The following is a 24336-nucleotide window of genomic DNA, read 5'->3' as shown; positions in this document are numbered from 1 at the left end:
CCGCCGCTGATCACCCGGCCGGGCCGGAGCGGCGCGGCGCCCGGGGCAGCGACTTTGGCGCGGATACGCCCTGCTCGGCGGCCGCGCGCTGGACCACCGCCGCGTGGGCGAGCGCCAGCTCCACGACGTGCGCCGGGTCCGTCAGCGACCGGCCGGTCAGCTGCTCCAGGCGGCGCAGCCGGTTGGAGACGGTGTTGCGGTGGCAGTACAGGCGCTGCGCGGCGTACGTCGTCGAACCCTGGCAGGCCAGCCAGGTGCCCAGGGTGTTCAGCAGCACCCGGCCGTCCTCGGGGGCCAGGGCCAGCACCGGCCCCAGCACCACCTGGCGCAGCCGCCCCGCCAGTTCGCCCTGCCCCGCGACCAGCGCCGCCGGGAGCCGCTCGTCGAGCAGGGCCGTGCGCGGGCTGCCGGGCCCCGTGGTGGTGCGCAGCGCCAGAACCGCCAGACGGCGGGCCCGCGCCAGGTCGGCGGGCGCGCCCACCACCGGGCTCACCCCGGCCCGCACTCCCAGGGGGGCCAGTAACTCCCGTACGGATTCCAGCGGATGGTGGCCCAGCTCCACCAGGGCGCTCTCCCCGTCCGCCCGGATCCGCCACAGCACGCGCGGCCCGGCCACCGAGGCGGGCGGCGGGGCCACCGGATCGGCGCCGGGGCCCAGCACCAGCACCGCGAACCGCCCCTGGCCGGGCAGCCCCAGCTGCGCCGCCACCGCCGCGGCCTCGTCCGGGACTCCGCCGTCGAGCAGCGCGTCCAGCAGGGCGGAGCGCCGCTCGCGGTCCCGGCCGCCGCGCGCGGCCTCCGTTTGCCGGTAGGCCTCCGCGGTGGCGTCCGTCAGCTGGTCCAGTACGTCCCACAGCGTGCTCGCCGCGGGCAGCAGCCGGGGCAGCGCGGCCCGGTCGTGGGCCCCCACCGCCTCGGTCAGGGTCTGCCACAGCAGTCGGCCGCCCTGGCGGTGGCTGCGCAGCAACGAGGCGAGCGGCAGGCCCTGTTCGGCCCGCAGCACCCCCACGGACCGGGCCTCCGTGAGGTCCACCGGCAGCCCGCGCGAGCCGCGCACCAGCCCCTCGACGCTCTGGCGCAGGTGGCGGTGGGCCCGCTCGCGCAGTTCGGCCCGGCCGAGCGGAGCGGCGTACGCGGGATCCTCGGCCAGGGTCCGCTCGGCCAGCCGGTCGGCCGCCACCGCGAGCCGCCGGTTCAGGTCCTCGCGTATCTCCTCGATGATCCGCTCCATCGGGGCAGCGTGACACGGGAACGCACCCGCTGGGGAGGGCCTGGACCCGTCCCGTCGGCGCCGGTCCGTCCCCGGGCGTGATCGACGGGCCGGTGGCCCGGCCACACCCCCGGCGACGCCCCCCGCCGCCGTCCGGCCCGCGCGCGCCGGGGCACCGCTTTGCCCGAAGCGGGCCGGGCTTGGGAGACTGCCGGGGTGAATGCGACCGACTTGTTCCACCAGATGCTCCGCGAGCGCATAGCCCCGGCGCTGCGCGAAGCGGGCTTCACCGGCGCCGGCCGGGAGTACCGGCTCGCGGTCGCGGCCCCCGACCACGCCCTGATCGGCTTCCAGCGCAGCGCCGGCTCGACCCCGGACCGCTGCCGTTTCACGGTCAACCTTCGGGCCGTCGGCTACGAGGAGCACGAGTCCCTGCGACGGCTGCGCCCCGCGCTCGGCACCCGGCTGTCGGCCAACCGCGTCGGCCCCGTCGGCTGGCACGCCCGGATCGGCCAGCTGCTCGGCCACCCGCACGACCACTGGTGGACGATCACCGACGAGCGCAGCGCGGACGCCGTCGCCGAGGACGTGGTGGACCTGGTGCAGCGCCACGCGGTGCCCGCGCTGTGGGGCAGGCTCACCGGCCACGACCCCGTTCCGGGCCCCTCCGTCGACCCCCGGCCCGAGTGCCTCGACGTCCGGTGCGTGGGCCGGCCGGGGCGCGACGGCGCGGACGAGGACACGGGCACGGGCACGGGCGGGGACACGGACCGGGAGGCGCACGCGGATGGGCACGCGGAGGGGGACGCGGATCACGACGCGTACGCCTTCGACCCCGACGACCTGATCGGCACCGTCGTCTATGAGGTCGGCGAACGCCAGGCCTGGCCCTACCTCGTCTTCCACGACGAGGAGGAAGAGGTGGAGGGACGGCTCACCATCGACGCCTCCTGGCGCCTGGGGCAGCCCGCCTCCGGCTGGGTCCGGGTCGGCCACGACCCGGCCGGGGAGGAGCGGATCGTCCGTTCCCCGGGCGCGACCCTGCCCACCCACAGGATGGCCCTGCTCGGCGAGCTCGGCCTCTGCCGGGTCTCCGACGCCTCGGCCGGCCCGGACGGCTCGCTGCACCTGCGTTTCGAGACGGGTACCCCGCGCGAGACCCGCGTCACGGTCTCCGGCACCCCGCACGCGAGGACCGTGGCCACCCCGTGGCGGTTCGACGGGTGGACCCGGGTCTGACGGCCGACGGTCCGGGGCGAGCAGGTCCGGGCGGGGCGGCGGTCCGGGCGAGCGGGTCCGGGCGGGCGCGGCCCCGGCGGACCGGCGGGCGAGTCGGCTGGTTTCGGCGCCGATGGGCGAGTTTGATGGGTTTGCCACGCCGGATACCGGACAGGGGGACTACTCATGGAGACCGATCACCCGCAGAAGGACAGCACACCCACCCTCATCTGCTCCGTGCAGCGAGCGCTGCGCCTGGTGGAAGCCATGTACGCGGAGGACGGTGCCACCGCGAAACGACTGGCCCGGATCACCGGGATCCCGCTCCCGACCGTCTACCACTTGTTGCGCACCCTCACCCACGAGGGATACGTCCACAGAGTGGGCGGGTCTTTCCGGCTTGCCGACGATCCACGCCTGCCGGTGGCCTCCTGACCGCCTATGAGCGGGTGATGACCGGTTACTGACCGTATTCGGCCACACGTGCGTGCCCATCCGGCGCATGTTCCTCGGGAAAATGCCAGAACCCCCTTTCACCGTGTGGAAGTTCAGTAGGTTCCTCTCTGTCGCGCCGCACGACCGTGCACCAAGCACGACCGGCCGGGAGGGGAGCCCGCGTGCCCGGGATCGACGAATGCCTGCTCGAAGCCATGGCGCTGCCCGGTGCACGGGGAGCCGCCCTGGTGGACTGGAGCAGTGGACTGGCCCTCGGCACCGCGGGGGAGTCGCCCGTCGGTGACCACGAGACCACCGCCGCCGAGACCGCCGAACTGGCCCGCGCCGCCGCCGAGTACGAGTCCTTCGCGCCCGACACCCCGGACGACGGCGCGAGTCCGGAGCCCGGTGATACTACGGGCCCGCCCATCGAGGACTTGATCGTCACCACCCGCACCGGGTACCACGTCCTGCGCTTCGTCGAGACGAGCTTCGACAGCAGCGTGTTCCTGCACCTGTGGCTGGACCGCTCCCGCGGCAACCTCGCCCTCGCGCGGCTCAGACTCCGCGACCTCGCCGAGGGGCTGGTGCTCAGATGACCACCGCGTCCGTCGCCGCCGACAGTGTCCCCGGGCCCACCGCCGTCTCCCCGCTGCTCACCCGGCTCGCCGCCGAGCGGGCCACCGGAGCACTGCTGCGCGACCGCGGCACCCTCTTCCTGGAGGAGGGCCGGATCGTGCACGCCGAGAGCCCGGCCACCCCGGGGCTCGAGGTCCTCCTGACCACCGGCGGCGGCCTGTCCCCCGAGCGCTGGCGGGAGGCCGTGGACCGGGCCGGGGCCCGCCGCCAGGTCGCCCGCTTCCTGGTCGACAGCGGCGGGATGGCCGGGGGCGAGCTGGAGATATGCCACCTCGCGGCGATCTTCGACGCCGCCTTCTTCGCGCTCTCCCCGGGCAGCGGCCCCTCCCGCTTCCGGCGCGGGGCCACCCACTGGATCGGCTCGGTGCGCTCCGTGGCCGCCGCCGCCGTCGAGCGCGAGACCCGGCGGCGGCGCGAACTGCTGGACGCGGTGTGGCCGTACCCCCTGCTCGACACCGCCCCGGTGATACCCCGGGCGGCCGCCCCGGGCCAGACCGTCACCAGTCGCCAGCGCCTCCTGCTGAGCCGGGCCGACGGGGTCCGCACCCCCGCCGCGCTGGCCTGGGTGCTCGGGCGGCCCGCCTTCCACACGCTGCTCGACGTACGGCGGCTCGCGGCGGCCGGACTGGTCGAGACCCCGCACGCACCGGTCACCGCGCCCGCGGCGCAGCCGCTGCCCGCCTGGATGACCGAGGCCCAGCCCCCGGACGTGGCCCTGCTCCGCCGCTTGCGCGACGCACTGGAGGCACTGTGAGGCTCCCGCTGCGACCGCGCGCCGACCGGCGACAGGCCGAACGGGGGCGGCAAACCGAAAGGAGCCTGTCGATGGTGCCCGCCGAGGCCGAAGCCGAGATCCTCGCCGAGCTGAGGCGCCTGAGGGCCCGGGTCCCCCAGCTGACCGGGTCCCTCGCCGCCAGCGCCGACGGCCTGGTACTGGCCCAGGACACCGCCGCCGCCGAAGCCGAGGCCGTGGCGGCGCTCACCGCGGCGGCCCTCGGAGTGGCCCAGCGGCTGAGCGACTGCACCGGCCAGGGCGACTTTCGCGAGCTGCTCGTGCGCGGGGAGCACGGCTACGTCGCCACCTACGCCGCGGGGGACGCGGCCGTCCTGACCCTGATCGCGGAGCCGCGCGCCAATGTCGGGCGGCTCCACCTGGAGGGCCGCCGCTCCAGCCTGCGGATCTCCGAACTCGTCGACGGGATCCTCGGCCGCCGCGGCCCGAGCGTCCCCGACTGACCCCAGCACACCCGACCGACCACCCATCCCATCAGCAGGAACACCGGAAGGAACCCCCATGGCCAACGTGGAGACCGCGCTCAAGGAAACCACCACCATCGACGGCGCCCTCGGCGCCGCCCTGGTCGACTACGGCAGCGGCATGGCGCTCGGCACCATCGGCGGCGGCAAGGAACTGGACCTCGCGGTCGCCGCGGCGGGCAACACGGACGTGGTGCGCGCCAAGGTCCGCACCATGGAGCTGCTCGGCCTCAAGGACGAGATCGAGGACATCCTGATCACCCTCAGCTCGCAGTACCACCTCATCCGGCTGCTGCGCGGCCGCAACTCCCAGGGGCTCTTCCTCTACCTCGCGCTGGACAAGGAGCGGTCCAACCTCGCGATGGCCCGGCACCAGCTGAAGCGGATCGAGGCCGAGCTGGAGGTCTGAGGCTCCGGTCGGTCACGGTGGGGTGGCGAACGGTAGAATTCTTTTCCGTTCGCTCCCCCCACCTGCGACGTTTTGTCCGGCTTGGGTGGAGTTTATAATCCCGTTACAGAGTAAGATGCTGTAATTAGCTGATCATTGACTGATTAAACCTGCTGGAGAATTCGTCACCCATGCCCCCGCGCCTGAGCATCGTCGTCCCTGTCTACAACGTCGAGCTCTACCTCGACGAGTGCCTGGAGTCCCTCGCCGCACAGACGTTCGGCGATTTCGAAGTCGTCATGGTCGACGACGGCTCCACGGACACGAGTGCCGTCATAGCCAAGGCCTTCGCCGCGCGGGACAGCCGGTTCCGGCTGGTCATGCAGGAGAACGCCGGTCTCGGCGCGGCCCGCAACACCGGAGCCCGGCACCTCTCCCAGGACAGTGAGTACCTGGCGTTCGTCGACAGTGACGACACCCTGCCCGACAACGCCTACCAGCTGATGGTGGACACCCTCGACGAAACCGGCTCCGACTTCGTCGGCGGCAACGTCCTGCGCTTCCGCTCCGTCGGCATGAACCAGTCCTGGGGCCACAAGGCGCCCTTCGCCAAGACCCGGCTGAAGACGCACATCTCCTCGTTCGCCCCGCTGGTCACCGACCGCACCGCCTGGAACAAGGTCTACCGGCGCACCTTCTGGGACGAGCACGGCTTCCAGTACCCGGAAGGCATCCTCTACGAGGACGCCCCGGTCAGCATCCCGGCGCACTACTTCGCCACCAGCGTCGACATCCTCAGCGACGTCGTCTACCACTGGCGGGTCCGCGAGACCGGCGAGCGCTCCATCACTCAGCGCTCCACCGACCCCGTCTCGCTCGTCGACCGCGTCACCTCCGTGCGCCTGGTCCGCGACGCCCTCAAGGCCAAGACCGGCGCCAAGTACGTCCGTTACCTGCGCGACTACGACCACAACGTCCTGGGCGAGGAACTCCCGCTCATCTACAAGTACGTGCCCGAGGGCGGCCAGGACTTCCGCGACGCGTTCGTCCGCGAGGTCGGATCCCTGGTCCGCGAGATCGGCAGCGAGCCCTGGAGCGACCTCACCGTCGCCGACCGGCTCAAGGCCTACCTCGCCCGCGAAGGCCGCGTCGACGACTTCATCGCCCTGCTCAAGCACCAGGGTGACTTCTCCTACAGCGTGCCCGTCAAGGGACTCGCCCGGCCCCAGGCCGACTACCCGTTCCTCCAGGGCCGCCCGCCGGTCCCCGCCAAGGTGCTCACCCTCGGCCCGCGCGAACGCCGCGTCGTCAGCCGACTGGAACAGGCGGTCTGGAGCGGCGGCAAGCTGCTGCTGCGCGGCTACGCCCTGCCCGGCCACCTCGGCGCCGAGAGCCGCCTGGGCTCCCGCAAGATGCTGGTCTTCCGGGAGAAGGGCAAGCGCCGCCGTACGGTCGTCAACACCCGCACCGTCGCCGCGCCCATGGCCACCGTGAACGCCGCGCACCTCGCGCTGCGGCACGCCGACTGGGCCGGTTTCACCGCCGTGGTCGACCCCTCCGTCTTCCAGCAGGGCGGCAAGTGGCGCGACGGCGTCTGGACCACCTCGATCGCCGTCACCGGCGCGGGCGGTCTGCACCGCGCCCGCCTCAAGGGCGGCGACCACGACAGCGGCCTCACCCCGCCCGCGCACTGGGTGGCCCCCGACGTCCGGATCGTCCCCTCCGTCTCCGGCGCCCTGACCGTCGCGGTCGAGGTCGTCCGGGCCCGGGTCCTGGAGGTCCGCCCGGACGCGGAGGGCGCCGGCCTCGAACTCAGCGGTGAACTGGCCGCCGACTTCGGCGCCGGAGCGGAACTGCGCGCCGAGCACCAGACCACCGGGGCCGTCCTGACCTTCCCGCTGGAGACCGCCGAGGCCGCCGAGGGCGGCCGCCTCCCCTTCACCGTGCGGGTCCCCGTCGCGGACCTGGCCGCCGTGCCGGACGCGGTGGCCGCCCCCGGGGAATGGCTCCCCGAGCCGTGGAACCTCTCGGTGACCCGCGCCGACGGCACCCGCGCCGACCTCGTGCACGACGAGCGCGCCGGCTTCACCGGCCTGGTCCTCCCCGTCCCGGGCGACGGCACGGGCCGCGCCGTCTACGTCAAGCGCACCGCCGCCGGGCACCTCTGCGTCGCCCTGCAGCCCTCGCCCCCGCTGGTCGAGACCGTCATCACCGAGGACGGCACGCTCACCCTGCGCGGTACGTTCCACCCGCCGGCCGGCACCGCGGACGAGCCCTACGAGCTGGTCCTGCACAACTGGCACGGCGAGGAGTTCAGCTACCCCGTCACGCTCGGGGGCGACCGCTTCGAGGCCGTCTTCACCCCGATGCTGCCCGAGCCCTTCGCGGGCCGCACCTCGCTGCCGCACGGCCGCTGGTGGCCCACGCTGCGCCCCGTCAGCCGGGGCGGCGCCACCGCGGGCCTGCTCGGCGTGGACCGCGGAGTCCCGGTCCAGCTGGTCGCCCCCGCCCTCGGCAGCGGCCCCGCCGCACTCACCGTCGAGGGCCGCCGGATGCGCGTGGAAGCCCGCTTCTACGACCGCATGGCGCTGGTCACCGACCCGCTGCTGACCCCGCACGACCGCTCCCGCCACGCCCAGCGCATCGCGCGCGACGTGACCTACCCGGCGCAGCGCCGGGCCCCGGTCAAGGACATGGTCCTGTACGACACCTTCCAGGGGAACGGGGCGGGCGACTCGCCCCGCGCCATCCACGAGGAACTGCTGCGCCGGGGCGAGAAGCTGGAGCACATCTGGCTGGTCCGCGACGGCCGCACCGAGGTCCCGCCGACCGCGCGCGCCGTCCAGTACAGCAGCCTGGAGGCCTGGGACGTCATGGCCCGCGCCCGCTACTACGTGCTCAACGACAGCGTCCCCAAGTCCTTCTTCCGCCGTGAGGGCCAGGTCGTCGTACAGACCTGGCACGGGACGCCGCTCAAGCAGATCGGCCACGACTTCATCCACGACTACTACTCCAGCCCCGAGGTGCTGGAGGCGCTGGAGCACGACAGCGCCCAGTGGTCCCTGCTCGTCTCCCCGAGCAGCTTCGCCACGCCGGTCCTCAAGCGCGCCCTCGGTTTCAAGGGCGAGGTCATGGAGGTCGGCAGCCCGCGCACGGACGCCCTGGTACGCCCCGACGCCGACCGGATCGCCGAGGTCCGCCGCCGCCTCGGTCTGCCCGAGGGCAAGAAGGTCGTGCTGTACGCGCCGACCTGGCGCGAGAACAATGAGGGCTGGAGCGGTGGCTACAAGCTCGACCTGCGCATCGACCTGGACGAGGCCCGGCGCGAGCTGGGCGAGGACCACGTCCTGCTGGTCCGCGGCCACTACCGGGTGACCGAGCAGGTCCGCGACGCGGTCCGCGACGGGTTCGTCGTGGACGTGTCCCGCTGGGCCGACACCGCCGATCTGCTGATGGTGGCCGACGTACTGATCTCGGACTACTCGTCCGTGATGTGCGACTTCGCGCTCACCGACCGCCCGATCCTGCTGTTCACGTACGACCTGGCGCACTACCGCGACACCCTGCGCGGTCTCACCGTCGACCTGGAGGCCAAGGGCCCCGGACCGCTGCTGAACGACTCGGCGAGCCTGATCGCGGCGGTGCGGAACGCGGACGCCGTGGGCACGGAGTACGCCGAGCGGCGCGCCGCCTTCCGCGCCGAGTTCTGCGACCTGGACGACGGCCGGGCCACCGAGCGGGTCGTCGACCGGATGCTGGAGATGTAGCCCGAACGGGTGCTTCACGAACTGGTCCCGGGCCCACCGATGAGAATCGGGCCCGGGACCGGTCTGTAGGGGTGGAACATCAGCCACGCACCCAAGAGGCAGCCATGACCAGCAACGGATTCACCACGTGCCTGTGGTTCGACGGTGACGCGGAAGCCGCCGCCGACTACTACCTGTCCGTTTTCAAGGACGGCAAGCGCGGCCGCACCGGCCACTACACCGAAGCGGGCCCCGGCCGGACCGGCGGGGTGATGATCGTCGAGTTCGAGATCAACGGACAGAAGTTCGTCGCGCTCAACGGCGGCCCGCAGTTCCACTTCACCGAGGCCGTCTCCTTCCAGATCCACTGCGCCGACCAGGCCGAGGTGGACCACTACTGGGCGGCGCTGACCGCCGACGGCGGCGAGGAGAGCGTCTGCGGCTGGCTCAAGGACCGCTTCGGCCTGTCCTGGCAGGTCGTCCCCGCCGAGGTGATCGACCTGATCAGCGACCCCGACCCGGAGAAGGCCGCCCGGGCCAGCGCCGCCGTGTACACGATGAAGAAGATCGACCTCGCCGCCGTGAAGAAGGCCCACGCGGGCGGCTGACGCCCGGGGCGTCGCTCCCGGTCAGACCTGGACGTCCTGGAGCCGGTCGAGCAGCTTCGGCAGCGCCGTCCCGATCGGCTCGCGGATCACCTCGTCGGCCAGCGGGTCGTACGGGGTCTCCTCGGCGTTCACGATGATCAGCCGGGCTCCGTGCTCGGCCGCGATCCCGGCCAGCGAGGCGGCGGGCTGCACCTGGAGCGTGCTGCCGACCGCGATGAACACTTCGCAGCCCTTAGCCACCGCCATGGCCTGCGCCAGCACCTCGGGATCGAGCCGCTCGCCGAACATCACCGTGCCCGCCTTGAGGATCCCGCCGCAGTTCAGGCACGCGGGATCGGGCTCACCGGCGGCGACCCGGTCGAGGGTCTCCGCCATCGGCGAGCGGACGAGGCACCGGGTGCAGACGACGGCGCGGGCGGTGCCGTGCAGCTCGGACACCTTGCGCTCCGGCATTCCGGCGAGCTGGTGCAGCCCGTCGACGTTCTGGGTGACGACCCGGACGGGAGTCCCGGAGCGCTCCAGCTCGGCCACGGCCACGTGCGCCGCGTTGGGCCGGGCGTCCAGCGCCGCGATCTCGGCCCGCATCAGCCAGGAGCGCCGCCGGACCTCCCGATCCTCCATGTAGTACTCGTACGTCACCAACTTCTCGGCCCCGGGCTCCCGGCGCCACAGGCCCTGCGGCCCCCGGTAGTCCGGAATCCCGGAATCGGTGGACATTCCGGCCCCACTGAACACAACGACAAGCGGCTTCCCCATCCCCCGACCCTACGCAGCCGTCTCCCGCCGCGGCCAACGGATTCGCCGGCGTGTCACTGCACGCAGAACTCATTGCCCTCGGGGTCCGCCATCACCACGTGCGTGCTGCCGAGCTCCTCCACCACCCGCAGCACCTCGCCCCCCAGCGAGGTCAGCCGCTCGGCCTCCGCGTCCCGCCGCTCGGGGCCGAAGTGCAGGTCGATGTGGAGCCGGTTCTTGCCCTGCTTGGCCTCCGGCACCGCGTTGAACAGCACCCGGCGCCCCAGCCCGACCCCGCTGGCCCCGTCGAACGGGTCCTCGGGATGCCGTACGGCGGCCGCGTTCCGCCACACCTTGCGCCCGTTCAGCTCCGTCCAGTCGGCGTCCGTGACCGCGCCGAACCCGATCAACCGCTCGATGAACCCGGAGTGGTCCTCGCGCTGGTACCCCAGCGCCTCGGACCAGAACTCCGCGAGGCGCAGTGGCTCGGCGCAGTCGACGACGAGCTTCCAGTTCACCGCGGTCATCACAGCCTCCAGTGCACGTTCGGTCAGAACTCCCTCCTCCTTGTTATAACCGGTGGCACCGACAACGGGGCCGCCCCGCCCGCTGGGACGCGCCCCCCCGCGGGCTCACCGAGCCGACGCCGCGTCTGGTACAACACGGCACATGACGGCATTACGGATCGGCGGCGCGAGCGCCGCAGACATGGAACTGTTCCGCGACTGGGCCGACGAGGAGGGATGGAACCCCGGGGACTCCGACCGGCTCGCCTTCGTGGTGGCCGACCCGACGGGTTTCCTGATGGGGCGCCTCGGCGGTGAACCGGTGGCCTGCATCTCCGCGGTGCGCTACGGCGCCGGGTTCGGGTTCATCGGCTTCTACATCGCCCGCCCCGCCGTACGCGGCCAGGGATACGGGATCCAGCTGTGGAACGCCGGTATGCGCAGGCTGGAGGGCCGCCTGGTCGGCCTGGACGGGGTCGTCGCCCAGCAGGACAACTACCGCGAGTCCGGGTTCCGTTCCGCCTGGAACAACGTCCGCCACGAGGGCGTCCCCTCGGCGGGCCGGGTCGACGAGGAGCGTGGTGAACGGGGGATCGAGGTGGTCGACGCCCGGTCCCTGCCCTTCGCCGAACTGGCCGCCTACGACCGGCGGTTCTTCCCCGAGGCGCGCGATTCCTTCCTCGCCGCGTGGACCGGGCTGCCCGGCCGCACCGCCCTCGCCGCCGTCCGGGACGGCCGGATCGAAGGCTTCGGAGTGGTTCGGCCGTGCAGCGCCGCCTCGCGGATCGGCCCGCTGTACGCCGCCACCCCGGGCGTGGCCGCCGCCCTGGTCCGGCGGCTGGCGGAGCGGGCGGGCGGACCGGTCGCCGTGGACGTGCCCGACGCCAACCCCGCGGCCCTGGCCCTGATGTCCGGACTCGGCCTGGTCCCCACCTTCGAGGCCGCCCGGATGTACACCGGTCCCGCACCCGAAGCCGATCTCCCCGCTCTCTACGGGGTGACCAGCCTCGAACTCGGCTGACCGGCGGGGCCCGCGGGACGCGGGGCCGACTCGGTGGTGCGGGGCGCGGTCAGAAGGAGAACAGGACCCCGCTGCCGTTCCGCATCGCGCAGCGGTTGCCGAAGGTGTGCTCGTAGGTGAACCGCTTGCCCCGCCACACCCCGTCCGCCGTCACCGTCACCGGGTCGTACTCCTTGCTGCACAGCGCTCCGGCCCCGCCCGCCGTGATCGTGTCCGGCTTGCCCGCGACGGCCAGTAACTCCGTACACGCGGCGGCCGGGTCCGGGTGTGTCCCGCTGGGCCGGGGCGCGCACACCAGCGTCACGGCGCGCAGGACCGTACCGTTGCGGGCGTCGTCGCCCGCCGTGATCCCGAGCACCAGTGAGGACGGCGCGTAGAGACTCTCCGTACCGGACGGCGCGGCGTCGGCCGCCCCCGAACCGGCCAGCGCCGTCAGCGCGGTGAGCGCCACAGCTGCTGAAGTGAGTCCCAAACCCCTTGCGATGGACCGCATTTCGAACACTCCCTTGGGTGGTTGTTTCGGATAACGGACACGAGTGTTGCCCACCCGGGGCACCGGAGCTATTCGAACCCCTATTTCACGTCACTGAAAGCGATCGGATCATCGCTGTTCGTGGCGGTGCGGGGGGCCGCCACCTGTAGGGGAACGCTTGGGCGAATCGGCTGATTAGTGCGGGGCGTACAGATCCAGGAGCCTCGTACGGGTCTGGTGCAGCCGGTGGGCGAGCACGCGGCCCACCCAGTGGCCCACGGCGGAGCCGAAGGCCGGGTCGGCATCCATCAGCATGCGGACGGTCAGCGCGTCGAACTCGTACGCGCGGACCGGAGACATCGCCTCCGCGCCGAGCTGCCACACGTACGGAGGGAAGAGCCAGGACCATCCCACCAGCTCGCCGGGGCCGAGGCTCTCCACCGGGGCCGGCCGACGCCCCGGGACCGGGATCTCCAGGGTGACGGTGCCGGAGCGCACGATCCAGAAGGAATCGGCCCGGGTGCCTTCGTCGAAGATCCGCGCGCTTTCGCGGAAGTTGACCTCGCGGGCGTGGCTCATCAGCCGTCCGCGGTGTTCGGTAGACAGGACGGCAGCGATCCGGATGGGGGAAAGTGTGCTCACGACGGCCTCCGATCGGGACCCCCCGCTCACCCCAGTGTCGCCGAAGCGGCGCCGGATGCGCGCGCGCCGTCGGCAACCTCCGTCAATCGTCGCCGTCGGCCTCCAGGCACGCCAGCTCCATCGCGTCGAGGACCGCCTCGTGGCTGCGCCGGCTCAGCTCGGCGACGTTCTCTATCTGCGCCGTCGCCCACGCCGACAGCGTCATGACCAGCACGCGCAGCCCGTCCGTGCCGTGCTCGGCGAGGATCGCGTCCGCCAGTACCATCGCGTCCTCCGGAACCCGCTCCGGTGGTTCCAGCCCGGCCAGCTCCCGCAGCAGGGTGATGGTGCGGCGCGAGATCTCCGGGGTGATCCTCGCCAGCCGCATGTCTTCGTCCCTGTCCATCCGCCCTGCCTTCCGCCGACCGCGCCGAGCCCCCTGCAAGGCACCGTAGAGGGGCCGGCCCTCCGGCGTGGGGCTTTCCCCCGGCTGGGGTGCCGTTCGCGCTTCCACTGGCGGGGACCGGCCGGTAACTTGACCGCGTTCCTTCACATCGGACAGTCGACCGGACCCGGCAGGTGCGAGATGCAGAGCCCCTTACGCGCGGCCCGCCCCCCGCGGCGCGCGCCGCTCCTCGGCGCGCTGCTGTGCGCGCTGCTGCTCACCGCCCTCGCGGCGCCGCCCGGGCCCGCCCGGGCCGCGGCGGCCGCCGGGCCGGCCGCCGCGGCGTCCTGGGCCCCGCCGCTGTCCACCCGGGGCCGTTACATCGTGGACGCGAAGGGTGACCGCTTCCGGCTGCGCTCCGGGAACTGGGACGGCGCCCAGGGATCCTGGACCGGTTCCGGCGACCCGAACGACCCGGCCACCCACCACAGCGGCCAGGACTCCCACGGTATCCCGCTGGGCCTGGACCGCACCCCGCTGCCCGTCCTGCTCGGCGATTTCCACGCACTCGGCCTCAACAGCATCCGGCTGCCCTTCTCGGGCGAGATGCTCCGCACCACCGCGCCGGTCCCGGACGCGGCGGTCGCCGCCAATCCGGGCCTGCGCGGGAAGACCCCGCTCCAGGTCTACGACGCGGTCGTGGCCGCGCTGAGCGCCGACGGGTTCGCCGTCATCCTCAACAACCACACCAACACCACCCGCTGGTGCTGCGGGCTGGACGGCAACGAGCGCTGGAACAGCGGCCGTTCCACCGCCCAGTGGGCCGACGACTGGGTCTTCATGGCCCGCCGCTACCGGAGCGACCCGCGCGTGGTCGGAGCCGACCTCTACAACGAGGTCCGCCGGGACACCTGGGACGATCCCAACTGGGGCCTGGGGGACGACCACGACTGGTACGCGGCCGCCGAGGACACCGCCGACCGGATCCTCGCCGAGGCCAACCCGGACCTGCTCATCGTCATCGAGGGCATCAACTGGACCGGCGTACCCCTGGACGGGCTGCCGCACGGACGCCCCACCCTCACCCCGGTCCGCACCCTCTCCCACACCCTCGTGGTCTCGGGGAAGCTCGTCTACTCGGCCCACTTCTACGGGTACACCGGCCCCCACCACAGCGGTGCGACCGGCCTCGGCGAGACCCATGACGCGCGCTACCAGGACATGAGCGCCGCCGAACTCGAACAGGCCCTGTACGAGCAGGCGTTCTACGTCGGCGCCGAGGGCGGGACCCATTTCACCGCCCCCGTGTGGATCAGCGAGTTCGGCATCGGCGCCGACGAGAACGGCGCCGCCCCGCGTACCTGGTTCGGGCGCCTCACCTCCTCCCTGGCCTCCTCCGATGCCGACTTCGCGTACTGGCCGCTGGTGGGCTGGAGCACCACCGCCCAGGGCGCCCCGGGCGGCGACAGCTGGGCCATGCTCCGTTACGGCGCGGCGGGCAGGCGCTCCGGCATCCTGGACCCGGGGGACTGGCGCACGACGGCCTGGGCGGCCCTGGCGGGGGCCGCCGGGCACACCGGACCGGTCGCCCCGGTCACCCGCTGGTCCATGCTCACCACCGACCACCGCGACCAGGTGGCCTCGCTGCTGACCCGGGCCGGGGGCGACTGGGACTCCGGGGCCCGCAAAGCGGTCTGCCCCGACGGCTCCCTGCTGGCCGGGCTCAGCCACACCGGCGGGCGCGGCCTCTGCGCGAGCACCGGCCTGCGGGCCGCCGCGGGCGCCCAGAGCGTGGTGCGCGACGAGCGGTACGTGCCCGCGGGCGGCGACTGGGCCGGCGGGTACACCAAGTTCCAGTGCCCCGCGGGTTCCTTCCTGACCGGGTACAGCGTGCGCGGCGAGCGGGTCTCGGCGGCCCTGTGCGCTCCCGCCGGGGGCGCCCTGCTGGGATCCGGCCGCACGGTCTGGTTCGACCGGGGTGACAACCGGCCGCCCGGGGATCCGGGCGGTGACTTCGCCTCCGGGAACTACAAGGGCCAGTGCCTGCCCACCGAGTACGCGGCGGGCATCGCCTTCACCACCCGGGCGGGCGCGCGCCCCTCGGCGGCCGCGCTGCTGTGCCGTACCGCGACCGGCGGCTGAGGGGGCCGGACGACAGCATTAGGCATCCGATGGGTCAAGTGCGATGAACGCGGCATGGATCCCCCCTAAGGTGCGCCCGTACGCATGGTTTCGGTTCGGCTGTTTTCGGCCATGCGGCACACCTTCGTCACCTCGCACACTGAACTGGGGGGTTCATGCGTAGATCCAAAGGCCTGGCGACCGCTCTCGCCCTGGCCCTGGCGGGCGGCGGCGCTGCCGTCGTCCTGGGGCTCGCACCACAAGCGGCGGCGATCACCCCGCCCGTGGCGTTCACCGCCGACCCGCTGTCGACCTGGCAGCCCAACGGAGTGGTGTGGGCGCTCGCCCAAGTCGACGGCACCGTCTTCACCGGTGGCACCTTCTCCGCGGTCCGGCCGCCCGAGGGGGGCTCCGGAGCCGAGCGGTCGGCCGTCAACTTCGTCGCGCTCGACGCCGCGACCGGCGCTCCGACCTCCTGCGAACTGTCCTTCACGGTCGGCGGCGGCACCGCCACCGTCCGCGCGCTGGCGCTCTCGCCAGACAAGAAGACCCTGTACGCGGGCGGCTACTTCGGCACCGTCAACGGGGTCCCGGTATCCAGCCTCGCCGCGATCGACGTGGCGACCTGCACTCCGAAGGCCTCGTTCCACCCGTCCTTCGCGGCCACCGTGCGGGCCCTCGCCGTCACCGACGACACCATCTACGCGGGCGGCGACTTCCTGACCGTCCAGGGCCAGTCGCGCCAGCGCTTCGCCGCCGTCGGCACGGCGGACGGCGCGCTCAAGCCCTTCACGGCCAACGCCGACGAGCCCGGCCGCGCGGTCGAACTGACCCCCGACGGACACAACGTGCTGATTGGCGGGGACTTCTTCTCCGTCAACGGTACGAACACGCACGCGCTCGCCGTCGTCGACTCCACCACGGGCGCCCTCACCAAGTCCTATCCCGGCTTCATCGAGATCAACTCGGTGGTCAAGGACATCGCGGCCGACGATACCGGTTTCTACACCGGCAACGAGGGCACGGGCGGCGGGGTCTTCGACGGCCGCATCGCCCTCAACCTCAGCGACTTCAACCAGCGTTGGCGCGACACCTGCCTCGGCGCCACCCAGGCCGTGCTGCCGTACCAGAACGTGCTGTACAGCGCCTCGCACGCGCACGACTGCTCCAGCGTCGGCGAGTACCCCGACGGGCAGCGCCACCACCTGCTCGCCGAACCCACCACCAGCACGGCGAAGCTGGGCTGGGCCCCCGACACCAACGACGGCATCGGCGAGGGCATCGGACCGCGGGTGATGACGGTCGGCTCCAAGGCCGGGGTCCCCTACCTCTGGGTCGGCGGCGAATTCACCACCGTCAACGGCTCGGCGCAGCAGAGCCTGACCCGCTTCTCCTCGACCGGTGACACCGGCGCGCCGACCGTCCCGGTCGCGAGCGCGGTCAGCTACAGGCCCGGGCAGGCGCAGGTGCGCTGGCGCACCAGCCTGGACCTGGACGACGGCACCCTGACCTACAAGGTCTACCGCAACGGATCGGCCACCCCGATCGCCACCGTGAACGCCGACTCGCTGTTCTTCCGGCGCCCCCAGGCGTCGTGGACCGACACCACCGTCTCGGCGGGCCAGTCCTACAGCTACCGGGTGACCGCGACCGACGGCGCGGGCAACACCAGCGCCCTCTCGGCCACCGCCTCGGTGACCGTCCCGGCCACGGTGGACGCCTACCCGAACCAGGTCCGTACCGACGGCGCCACCCAGTACTGGCGCTACGACGAGAGCGCGCTCCCCTTCGTCGCCGACTCCTCGGACGGCGGCAACTCCAGCGGCGTGCACCTCAACGCCCCGGCGCTGCGTCAGACGCCCGGCGCGGTCACCGGCGCGAGCACCGCGATCGGCTTCAACGGCACGAACACCCAGGTGTACGGCGACCGCCGGACGACGGTCGGGAACACCTACACGCTGGAAACCTGGTTCAAGACGAACACCACCCGCGGCGGCAAGCTGTTCGGCTTCGGCAACAACCAGACGCGGGGCAGCAATCAGTACGACAAGCACATCTACATGACCAATGACGGCCGTCTGATCTACGGCGTCTACACCGGCGCCACCCGCACCATCACCACCGGCGGCTCCGACCGCTACAACGACAACCAGTGGCACCACGTCGTCGCGACCCAGGGCGCGGGCGGCATGGTCCTCTATGTGGACGGGGCGCAGAAGGGCACCCTGAACGTCACCACCAATGAGAACTTCTCCGGCTACTGGCACGCGGGCGGCGACAGCCTCGGCAGCTGGCCGGAGCGCCCCACGAGCGACTACTGGGCGGGCCAGCTCGACGAGACCGCCGTCTACCCGACGGTCCTCACCCCGGCGCAGGTCCAGAACCACTTCGCCCTCGCCACGGCCCCGGCCGACTCGGTCGTCCAGATCCAGGCCGCCGAGGACACCTATGCCAACGCGGGCGCGCCCGGCACCAACTTCGGCACCTCCGGTTCGCTGGCGGTGGGCGGCAGCGCGCTCTACCAGAGCTACCTGCGCTTCAGCCTGCCCGCGGCGCCCGCCGGTACGGTCCTGAAGTCGGCCACGCTCAGTGTGAAGACCAGCACCATGAACGGGGCGGGTACGACGGACACCGTGTCCGTCGTCCCGGTCACCGGAGCGTGGACCGAGACGGGTACGACGTACAACAACCGCCCGGCGCTCGGCGCCACCGCCCTCGGCAGCTTCGCCGGGATCGCGGACGGCTCGGCGGTCGCCACGACCACCCTGGACACGGCCGCCGTCGCGGCGGCCCTGAACGGCTCCTACGGTCTGGCGCTGACCAACCCCGGGTCCGACCCGGCGTGGCTCTGGTCCTCGGAGGCCGGAGCGAACGAGGGGACCCCGCAGCTGTCCCTGACCTTCGGGCCGCAGTAACGGTGTAGGGGCCACCCCACAGCGGCGGAACGCAGGAACGACGGAACGCCGGAACGACGGAACGGCGCATCAGGGGGCGTGGGCCATGGCGGCCCACGCCCCCTTCGCGTGTCGGCTACACGGGTCCGGGTCCTGCTCCTGGTCCGCCGCGGCCGATGTGGGCCAGGACCTGCTGGAGGAGTGCCGTGACGTGGGCTTCGTGCAGCTCGTACACGACGCCGCGCCCCGTGCGGCGGCCGGTGACCAGGTCCGCGTGGCGATGGGCGCGGCCGGTTCGGCCGTGGCCCTGGAGACGGCGACCGCCATGGGGCCGGGCATCGGCCCGGCGGAGCCGGTCCACGAGGGCTCCACGCCGATCGTGGTGGCCGACGCGCTACCCGGACGCGCGCTGACCGGGCGGCGCGAGCCGCCACCGGACCTCGCCGTCCTGGACGACGGAGGTGGGGGCGAGCCCGCAGGCGGACGCCACGGCCGCCGAGGCGTGGTGGTCCGGGTGGACGTGCGCGACGACCGTGTGCGCGACGGGCGCGTGTGCGACGGGTGCGTGCGTGACCGGTGCGTGTGCGGCGGCCCGCACGGTGGTGGCACCCGCCGGGCGGCCCGTCGTCAGCGCCGCGACCAGGGCGCGGGCCGCCTCCGTCGCGAGGCCGCGGCCCTGCCAGGGCGTGCCGATCACCCACGCCACCTCGGCGGTCCCGGCCTCGACCGTGGCCTGTACGGCCCCCACCAGCCGCCCCTCGCCCCGCAGCAGGAGCACCCAGTTGCCCCACAGGACCGCCGGGTCGGGGGAGCCCGCGCTCTGCCGGGCGTAGCGGGCGCGCAACGCGTCCGGGCCCGCCGGTTCACCCCCGATGAACCGGTGCAGCGCGGGATCCGCCAGCACCCCGGCCATCTCCGCCGCGTGCCCGACCCCCAGCGGCACCAGATCCACCCGCGCCGCCGCGATGACCCCGGGCAGCGGGGCGCGAGCACCGGCGGCGGGCGGGAGCGCTCCGCGGATCCGGTCCGCGGCTCCTGGGCGTCGTACGCCTGCCACGGCCACGCAGATCCCGTACACCCGGTCACGGCCGGTCCAGCCGTTGACACGGCCGCGGTTGTCACCGATCCGGACCCGCCCGAGCGACGGGTCCACCGCCGAGACCAGGTGCAGGTACACGGCGCCCCGCACGCGCGCGAGCACGATGTCGCCGACCTCGATCCGGGCGGGGTCCGCCGGAGCGACGACCACCGGCTGCCGGTCGTGGACCAGCGGGACCATCGAGGACCCCGAGGGCCGGAACTCCACCGTCTCGCCGTCGGCGACCCGGGTCGCGAGGGCGTCCATCGTGCTCATCCCGCGAGCCTGCACCACGGACGCCCCGGGCGACACCGGATTTCGGCCGCCGGCTCAGCGGGGCGGTTCGACCTCCAGGAAACGGCGCCGCCGGGGGCCCCGGTAGAGCAGGCACTCCCAGCCGTGGCGGCCCAGCTCCTCGGCGCACGCCGTCAGCCGTTCCTCCTCCTCCGCGGCCGCCCCGCCGCCCGGGGGGCCCACCCAGGTCACCTCGACCCGTTCGGGGGCCTCCCCGGCCCGGACCCGGTAGCCGGTGGCGGCCCGCCGGCCGCTCCCGTCCAGCGCCGACGCGGGCAGGCCCGCCGCCTCCAGTACGAGCGCCACCGCGCGCGGCATCCGCTGCCGCTCCCAGGGCGCGGGGGCGTCCCCGGAGCCCCCGCTCAGGATCCGGCGCATGGTGAGCAGACCCTCGTACGCCGTACGCACCTGCGCGGCCCGCGACCGCGCCGCCGCGCGATCCCCGGCGGGCACCGGCCCGTCGCCCGTCGCGGGCTCGAAGCCTTCCCCGGAAGCCGAATCCGTCATCCCGGACCACTCCTCACTGAGTACTTCGTCCCCAACGACCTGAGTACGCCGCCCGATTCCCCGCGGCGCCGCCGCTGGTCGAATGGGACCATGACATCCGACGCCGCCACCCGCCCCCGTACCCGCAGCCGGTACCCGCGCGCATGGCACCTGAGCACGCGGTACCCGAGCCTGCGGCACCCCGGCGTACGGCACGTCACCACCGCCGGGTCCGCCCTCGCCGTGGCCCTGGTGCCGCTGGTGGTCGGCGTCCTGGTCGCCAAGGGGATGGCGGCCGACCCGCACACCCCGGTGAACGCCCTGATCACCAGCGGGGGCCAGCGCGCCCGGATCCCGCGCTCCGAATGGCGCCGCCGCGGCCGCACCGCCCGCACCGGCCTGAGCCGCCTGCGCCCCGCCGCGCCCGGGGGCTGAGCCGTCCCTGTCGGAACACGCCTGAGCCGGGCCGTCCGCGCCGAGCCCCCGCAGCCAGGCGTCCGCCTCGGCCTGGTTCCGCAGCCGCACCACCCGCAGCGGTGCGAAGCGCGGATCGGCCGCCCGCCGGGCGATCTCGGCACGCCGGGCGGCGTACTGAGACCAGGCCCACCAGGCCGGGTGGTCGGCGCGCAGCCAGTCGCCCCAGGTTTCGACGTTCCCCCCGAAGACCCGCTCTCGGAACACGGTCCTGCGCACCGAGCGGCGCAGCACCCGCCACATGATCACGCGGCGGGGATGGTCCAGCCAGACGACGGTGTCGGCCCGCTCCCACAGCAGGTCCCGCACGGCGGGGTAGCCGAGCGAGTCGAAGATCCAGCGGTCCCCGGCCGCGAGGCGGGCCGTGTCCCGCACGAAGTCCTCGTTCACGGCCCACCCCGGCCCGGTGAAGTGCAGCGCGTCCATCCCGTGGTGCGGCAGCCCGGACCGTCGGCCCAGCTCCGCCGCCAGGGCCGACTTCCCGGCCCCGCTGATCCCGGCCACCAGTACCCGCCGCATACGCGCAGCCTACGTACCGTCCGGGCTCCCCTGCGCGAGCGGCTCCTGCAACTCGGTCACCCACTGGGCGCGGTCCGGCGGGCAGGCGAGCGCCAGCTCGCGCGCGTACCCGGCCGACCGGTGGCCGTGCGCGTCGATCCAGCGCGCGAGGGCCTGCGCGGTGGGCAGTACGCCGTCCATCGGGCCCCGGTGCACCACGGTCGCCGCACGTTCCACCGCCGGGAGCACGACGATCCGCACCGCCGGTCCCAGATCCCGCGCGCGCACCGATTCCGCCACCGGCAGGGCCGCGTGCACCAGGATCGCCCCGCTGTCCGGCTCGGGCGCGTCCTCGTAGTACGCGACCCCCGGCCCCGTGGGGGTCACCCGCGCGGTCTCGAACATCCCGCACAGCTCCTCGTACAGCGGCCCGACGACCGGCCCGATGTCCTGCGGGCCGTAACTCGCCGCGATCCCCGTCAACTCGGCCAGCCGCACGGGCGGCAGGCTCTTCACGACGATGTCCTCGGTGGGCATGGCGCCCTCGCTCTCGATGGTCCGGAGCCTCGTCTCGACCTGGGTGAGCCGGGCCGCCGTAGCGGCCAGGGCCTCCTCCAGTTCCGCCCGGCGCAGCCGCAGCATGCCGCGCAGCTCCTGCGCACCCACCCGGTCGCCGAGGATCGACCCCACCTGCTGGAGGCTGAAGCCGAGTTCCTTGAGCGCGATGATCCGGTTGAGCGGGGCGAGCTGGGCGGCCTCGTAGTGGCGGTAGCCGCTGACGGGGTCGACACGGGCAGGGCGCAGCAGCCCGATGGCGTCGTAATGACGCAGCATGCGGACCGACACCCGGCCGTGTTTGGCGAAGTCTCCGATGGTGAACATGACGCCTTCCAGTGCAGGGCCTCACACAGGGGGAGGGTCAAGCGATTCTCGCCGTAGGCCCGTTCAACGGTCGTACTGCCCCACGCACAGGTCCACGACCGACGGCGGGACGGCGCCCTCGGCCGCCGCGCACAGCTCGTCCATGCCCGGCCCGCCGGGCACCCGCGCGGGTGCGGGGGCGATCGGGTGGCGGGGGCGGGAGGGGGCGGACTTGCGCGGGGAGGTCCGCCGGGGCGCCGAAGGGCGGGCTTCCTGCCCGTCCGCCCGGCGGGCGTCCCGCGCGGACGCGTCGGGGGAGGGCCGGGCGGAGCGCGCCGCCCCGTCCGGCTCCGCGAACAGCGGGCCCGGGGGCGTGCCGGAGCCGTCGGGCACCCGGCCGAGCGGCAGCACCGGGGAGTCGGCGGGTGGTACGGGCGTGTGTGAGGGGGCCGGAGCGTGCGCGCCGACGCAGACGCAGCCGGTCCCCGCGAGGAGTACGGCGAGGGAGAGGGGGACGGCCCGGCGTAACTGCATCCCTCCACCATGCCGTACCCCGGGTCCGGACGTCGGGCCCGGTACCGCGTACGGGTGACGGGAGTTCGGGGTCGGCGCCCGGGGCCCGGGCCCCCAGGGACCCGGGCGCGGCGGGGCGAACGGGCCGAGCTGGACCCGCCGTCGGGCCCGCGTCTGGTTCGCGCTACTTTGACCCGGCGGCCGGGCCGGCTCTTCCGGAACTCGCCCGGCCCCCCTTCGCAGCCCTGCCTGGAGACGACCGTGCCCCACCACCCCGATGAGACCGGCCCCGTCCTCGACGACCGGCTCCTCGTGCGCCCCTACGTCACCCGCGGCGGCCGCCCGTCCCGACGGGGCGCGCAGGGCCCTACGGGCGCCCCCGCCTGGCCGCCGTACACCCCGGGGGAGCCGCGCCGGGCGTCCGCAGCCGTGCCGGCGGCCGCTTCCGACGCGCCCGCGGCGCCCGGGGCCGCCGCCACGGACGCGGTACCCGGCGTACGGCGCGAACACGGCATGCGCAACTCCCTGGTGGTGCTCGGTCTGCTCGCCGTCCTCACCACCGGCACCCTGCTCGTCCTGCTCGACGCCCCGCCCGCCGATCCGCCGCGCACGGTCAGGCCGCCCTCGGTGTCGGTGCCCGGGCTCCCGGGCCACGGGGCGGCCGCCGAGGACCCCGTCGTGTCCTCGACCGCGTCCGTACGCCCGCCCGCGACCCCCGCCCCGTCCGCCCCCGGCGCGAGCGTCCCGGTCTCCCCGGCTCCGGCGCGGCCGACGCCGTCCGGGCCGCCGGTCACCCCGCGTCCGCCGAGCCCGGCCACGGGAGCCACCCTGCGACCCGGGGACTCCGGGGCCGAGGTGCGCGCCCTGCAGGAACAGCTCTTCGCCCAGGGGTTCACGTACGTCTCCGCCTCCGGGACGTACGACGACGGGACCCGGCGCGGAGTCGCCCAGTTCCAGCGCGACCGCGGCCTCACGGGCGACCCCTCGGGCGTCTACGGCCCGGCCACCCGCGCGGCGATGACCGGCCGCTCGTAACGGCGCGTTCCCGACGTACGACCGCTGATGGCCCGAGCGGCCGCAGGAGTGGGTGACGCCACCGCCCCCGGTCAGCGGCCGCCGGAGACCCGCAGGACCGCGCCCGTCGTGTACGAGGCGTCGGGGGACAGCAGCCAGGTGATGGCGGCCGCCACCTCGGCGGGCAGGCCGGGGCGGCCGAGCGGGATGCCGGGGCCCGAGCGGGCCGCCCGGTCCGGGTCGCCCATCGCCGCGTGCATGTCGGTGTCGATGATGCCGGGTGCGACGGCGTTCACCCGGATCCCGTCCGCGCCGAGCTCCTTGGACAGGCCCACCGTCAGGGCGTCGGCGGCCGCCTTCGTCGCCGCGTAGTGGACGTAGTCCCCGGCCCCGCCGAGAGTGGCAGCGGCCGAGGACACGTTCACGATCGCGCCGCCGCCCGTGGCGGCCATGTCGCGGGCGGCCCGGCGGCAGCACAGCAGGTACCCGAACAGGTTCACGTCCACCACCCGCCGCAGGTCCCCCGTCCGCGCGTCCGCGAGCCGCCCCAGCGGTCCCGTCACCCCGGCGTTGTTGACCAGGCCGGTCACCGCCCCGAGTTCGTCCCGCGCGATGTCGAACAGCCGCTCCACACCGGCCTCCTCGGAGGTGTCCACGCGTACCGTCACGCACCGGACGCCCAGCGTCCGCACCCGCTCGGCGGTCGCCTCCGCGGCCGTCGCGTCGCTGACGTAGCCGAGGGCGAGACGGTGTCCCTCGGCCGCCAGGCGCAGGCAGGTCGCCGCCCCGATCCCCCTGCTGCCGCCGGTGACCACGGTGACCGGAACCGTCATGTGCTGCCTCCTGGGCCGACGCGGGATGC

At 73.8% G+C, this 24336-nt stretch carries 24 protein-coding genes; 12 read left to right on the top strand and 12 right to left on the bottom strand.

Annotated features, from left to right (window positions below; genetic code table 11):
- Nucleotides 1-10: 10 nt before the first annotated feature.
- Nucleotides 11-1231: a PucR family transcriptional regulator gene (locus QMF80_RS20320; RefSeq protein WP_283455318.1), complete on the bottom strand. Its 1221-nt coding sequence runs from the start codon at nt 1229-1231 to the stop codon at nt 11-13.
- Between the two features lie 195 nt (nt 1232-1426).
- On the opposite strand from QMF80_RS20320, the gene QMF80_RS20315 reads away from it, so the two are divergent.
- The 8 genes from QMF80_RS20315 (at nt 1427) to QMF80_RS20280 (ending at nt 9501) form a co-directional block, all read left to right on the top strand.
- Nucleotides 1427-2449 (top strand): DUF4304 domain-containing protein, encoded by a 1023-nt coding sequence (locus QMF80_RS20315; RefSeq protein ID WP_283455316.1) that lies wholly within the window; start codon nt 1427-1429, stop codon nt 2447-2449.
- A 165-nt stretch (nt 2450-2614) separates the two neighbouring features.
- Nucleotides 2615-2863: a helix-turn-helix domain-containing protein gene (locus QMF80_RS20310; protein ID WP_502962888.1), complete on the top strand. Its 249-nt coding sequence runs from the start codon at nt 2615-2617 to the stop codon at nt 2861-2863.
- 182 nt (nt 2864-3045) lie between these two features.
- Nucleotides 3046-3462 carry a hypothetical protein gene (locus QMF80_RS20305; RefSeq protein ID WP_283455315.1) on the top strand — a complete coding sequence of 139 codons (417 nt, stop codon included), beginning with the start codon at nt 3046-3048 and terminating at the stop codon, nt 3460-3462.
- Complete coding sequence (locus QMF80_RS20300; RefSeq protein ID WP_283455313.1) at nt 3459-4256, top strand: transcriptional regulator; 798 nt, start codon at nt 3459-3461, stop codon at nt 4254-4256. Before QMF80_RS20305 ends, QMF80_RS20300 begins: the two co-directional genes overlap by 4 nt.
- The gene (locus QMF80_RS20295) at nt 4253-4738 is read left to right on the top strand and encodes a roadblock/LC7 domain-containing protein (RefSeq protein WP_502962887.1); all 486 of its coding nucleotides are present in this window, start codon (nt 4253-4255) and stop codon (nt 4736-4738) included. The genes QMF80_RS20300 and QMF80_RS20295 overlap by 4 nt, the downstream gene beginning before the upstream one ends.
- Before the next feature lie 58 nt (nt 4739-4796).
- Nucleotides 4797-5168 carry a hypothetical protein gene (locus QMF80_RS20290; protein WP_283455309.1) on the top strand — a complete coding sequence of 124 codons (372 nt, stop codon included), beginning with the start codon at nt 4797-4799 and terminating at the stop codon, nt 5166-5168.
- A 170-nt stretch (nt 5169-5338) separates the two neighbouring features.
- Nucleotides 5339-8914 (top strand): bifunctional glycosyltransferase/CDP-glycerol:glycerophosphate glycerophosphotransferase, encoded by a 3576-nt coding sequence (locus QMF80_RS20285; protein WP_283455307.1) that lies wholly within the window; start codon nt 5339-5341, stop codon nt 8912-8914.
- 104 nt (nt 8915-9018) lie between these two features.
- Nucleotides 9019-9501 carry a VOC family protein gene (locus QMF80_RS20280; RefSeq protein ID WP_283455305.1) on the top strand — a complete coding sequence of 161 codons (483 nt, stop codon included), beginning with the start codon at nt 9019-9021 and terminating at the stop codon, nt 9499-9501.
- Nucleotides 9502-9522: 21 nt separating this feature from the next.
- Here QMF80_RS20280 and QMF80_RS20275 read toward each other — a convergent pair whose 3' ends face one another.
- Nucleotides 9523-10257: an SIR2 family NAD-dependent protein deacylase gene (locus QMF80_RS20275; RefSeq protein WP_283455303.1), complete on the bottom strand. Its 735-nt coding sequence runs from the start codon at nt 10255-10257 to the stop codon at nt 9523-9525.
- Nucleotides 10258-10310: 53 nt separating this feature from the next.
- A complete protein-coding gene (locus QMF80_RS20270; protein ID WP_283455301.1) occupies nt 10311-10763 on the bottom strand; it encodes a VOC family protein in 453 nt (150 codons plus the stop codon).
- A gap of 142 nt (nt 10764-10905) precedes the next feature.
- On the opposite strand from QMF80_RS20270, the gene QMF80_RS20265 reads away from it, so the two are divergent.
- Nucleotides 10906-11763, top strand: a complete 858-nt coding sequence (locus QMF80_RS20265; protein WP_283455299.1) for a GNAT family N-acetyltransferase — start codon at nt 10906-10908, stop codon at nt 11761-11763.
- Between the two features lie 49 nt (nt 11764-11812).
- On the opposite strand, the gene QMF80_RS20260 is transcribed toward QMF80_RS20265, so the two are convergent.
- The 3 genes from QMF80_RS20260 to QMF80_RS20250 form a co-directional block, all read right to left on the bottom strand.
- Nucleotides 11813-12235 carry a subtilase-type protease inhibitor gene (locus tag QMF80_RS20260; RefSeq protein WP_349372225.1) on the bottom strand — a complete coding sequence of 141 codons (423 nt, stop codon included), beginning with the start codon at nt 12233-12235 and terminating at the stop codon, nt 11813-11815.
- 195 nt (nt 12236-12430) lie between these two features.
- Nucleotides 12431-12877, bottom strand: coding sequence for a Crp/Fnr family transcriptional regulator (locus QMF80_RS20255; protein WP_283455296.1), 447 nt, complete (start codon nt 12875-12877; stop codon nt 12431-12433).
- A gap of 82 nt (nt 12878-12959) precedes the next feature.
- Nucleotides 12960-13262: a hypothetical protein gene (locus tag QMF80_RS20250; protein ID WP_283455294.1), complete on the bottom strand. Its 303-nt coding sequence runs from the start codon at nt 13260-13262 to the stop codon at nt 12960-12962.
- 180 nt (nt 13263-13442) lie between these two features.
- Here QMF80_RS20250 and QMF80_RS20245 point away from each other — a divergent pair, with 180 nt between their 5' ends.
- Together QMF80_RS20245 and QMF80_RS20240 are read left to right on the top strand one after the other, a co-directional pair.
- Nucleotides 13443-15383: a glycoside hydrolase family 5 protein gene (locus QMF80_RS20245; protein ID WP_283455292.1), complete on the top strand. Its 1941-nt coding sequence runs from the start codon at nt 13443-13445 to the stop codon at nt 15381-15383.
- Between the two features lie 155 nt (nt 15384-15538).
- Nucleotides 15539-18277, top strand: coding sequence for a DNRLRE domain-containing protein (locus tag QMF80_RS20240; protein WP_283455290.1), 2739 nt, complete (start codon nt 15539-15541; stop codon nt 18275-18277).
- A 115-nt stretch (nt 18278-18392) separates the two neighbouring features.
- On the opposite strand, the gene QMF80_RS20235 is transcribed toward QMF80_RS20240, so the two are convergent.
- From QMF80_RS20235 to QMF80_RS20205, 5 genes are all read right to left on the bottom strand, one after another.
- Nucleotides 18393-18617 carry a hypothetical protein gene (locus QMF80_RS20235; RefSeq protein ID WP_283455288.1) on the bottom strand — a complete coding sequence of 75 codons (225 nt, stop codon included), beginning with the start codon at nt 18615-18617 and terminating at the stop codon, nt 18393-18395.
- 33 nt (nt 18618-18650) lie between these two features.
- Nucleotides 18651-19235 carry a GNAT family N-acetyltransferase gene (locus tag QMF80_RS20230; protein WP_283455336.1) on the bottom strand — a complete coding sequence of 195 codons (585 nt, stop codon included), beginning with the start codon at nt 19233-19235 and terminating at the stop codon, nt 18651-18653.
- A 429-nt stretch (nt 19236-19664) separates the two neighbouring features.
- The gene (locus QMF80_RS38080) at nt 19665-21107 is read right to left on the bottom strand and encodes a P-loop NTPase family protein (RefSeq protein WP_349372224.1); all 1443 of its coding nucleotides are present in this window, start codon (nt 21105-21107) and stop codon (nt 19665-19667) included.
- A 9-nt stretch (nt 21108-21116) separates the two neighbouring features.
- Nucleotides 21117-21968: a MerR family transcriptional regulator gene (locus tag QMF80_RS20210; RefSeq protein WP_283455287.1), complete on the bottom strand. Its 852-nt coding sequence runs from the start codon at nt 21966-21968 to the stop codon at nt 21117-21119.
- Nucleotides 21969-22031: 63 nt separating this feature from the next.
- A complete protein-coding gene (locus QMF80_RS20205; protein WP_283455285.1) occupies nt 22032-22481 on the bottom strand; it encodes a hypothetical protein in 450 nt (149 codons plus the stop codon).
- Nucleotides 22482-22721: 240 nt separating this feature from the next.
- On the opposite strand from QMF80_RS20205, the gene QMF80_RS20200 reads away from it, so the two are divergent.
- Complete coding sequence (locus QMF80_RS20200) at nt 22722-23495, top strand: peptidoglycan-binding domain-containing protein (RefSeq protein ID WP_283455283.1); 774 nt, start codon at nt 22722-22724, stop codon at nt 23493-23495.
- 71 nt (nt 23496-23566) lie between these two features.
- Here the strand turns inward: QMF80_RS20200 and QMF80_RS20195 are convergent, their stop codons facing one another.
- Nucleotides 23567-24307 (bottom strand): SDR family oxidoreductase, encoded by a 741-nt coding sequence (locus tag QMF80_RS20195; RefSeq protein ID WP_283455281.1) that lies wholly within the window; start codon nt 24305-24307, stop codon nt 23567-23569.
- Between the last annotated feature and the right edge of the window lie 29 nt (nt 24308-24336).

Origin of the sequence: Streptomyces sp. G-G2 (assembly GCF_030063135.1) — a bacterium.
Classification (GTDB): Bacteria; Actinomycetota; Actinomycetes; order Streptomycetales; family Streptomycetaceae; genus Streptomyces.
Note: the sequence above shows the minus strand (reverse complement) of the source record. Positions and strands in the feature narration are given on the sequence as shown.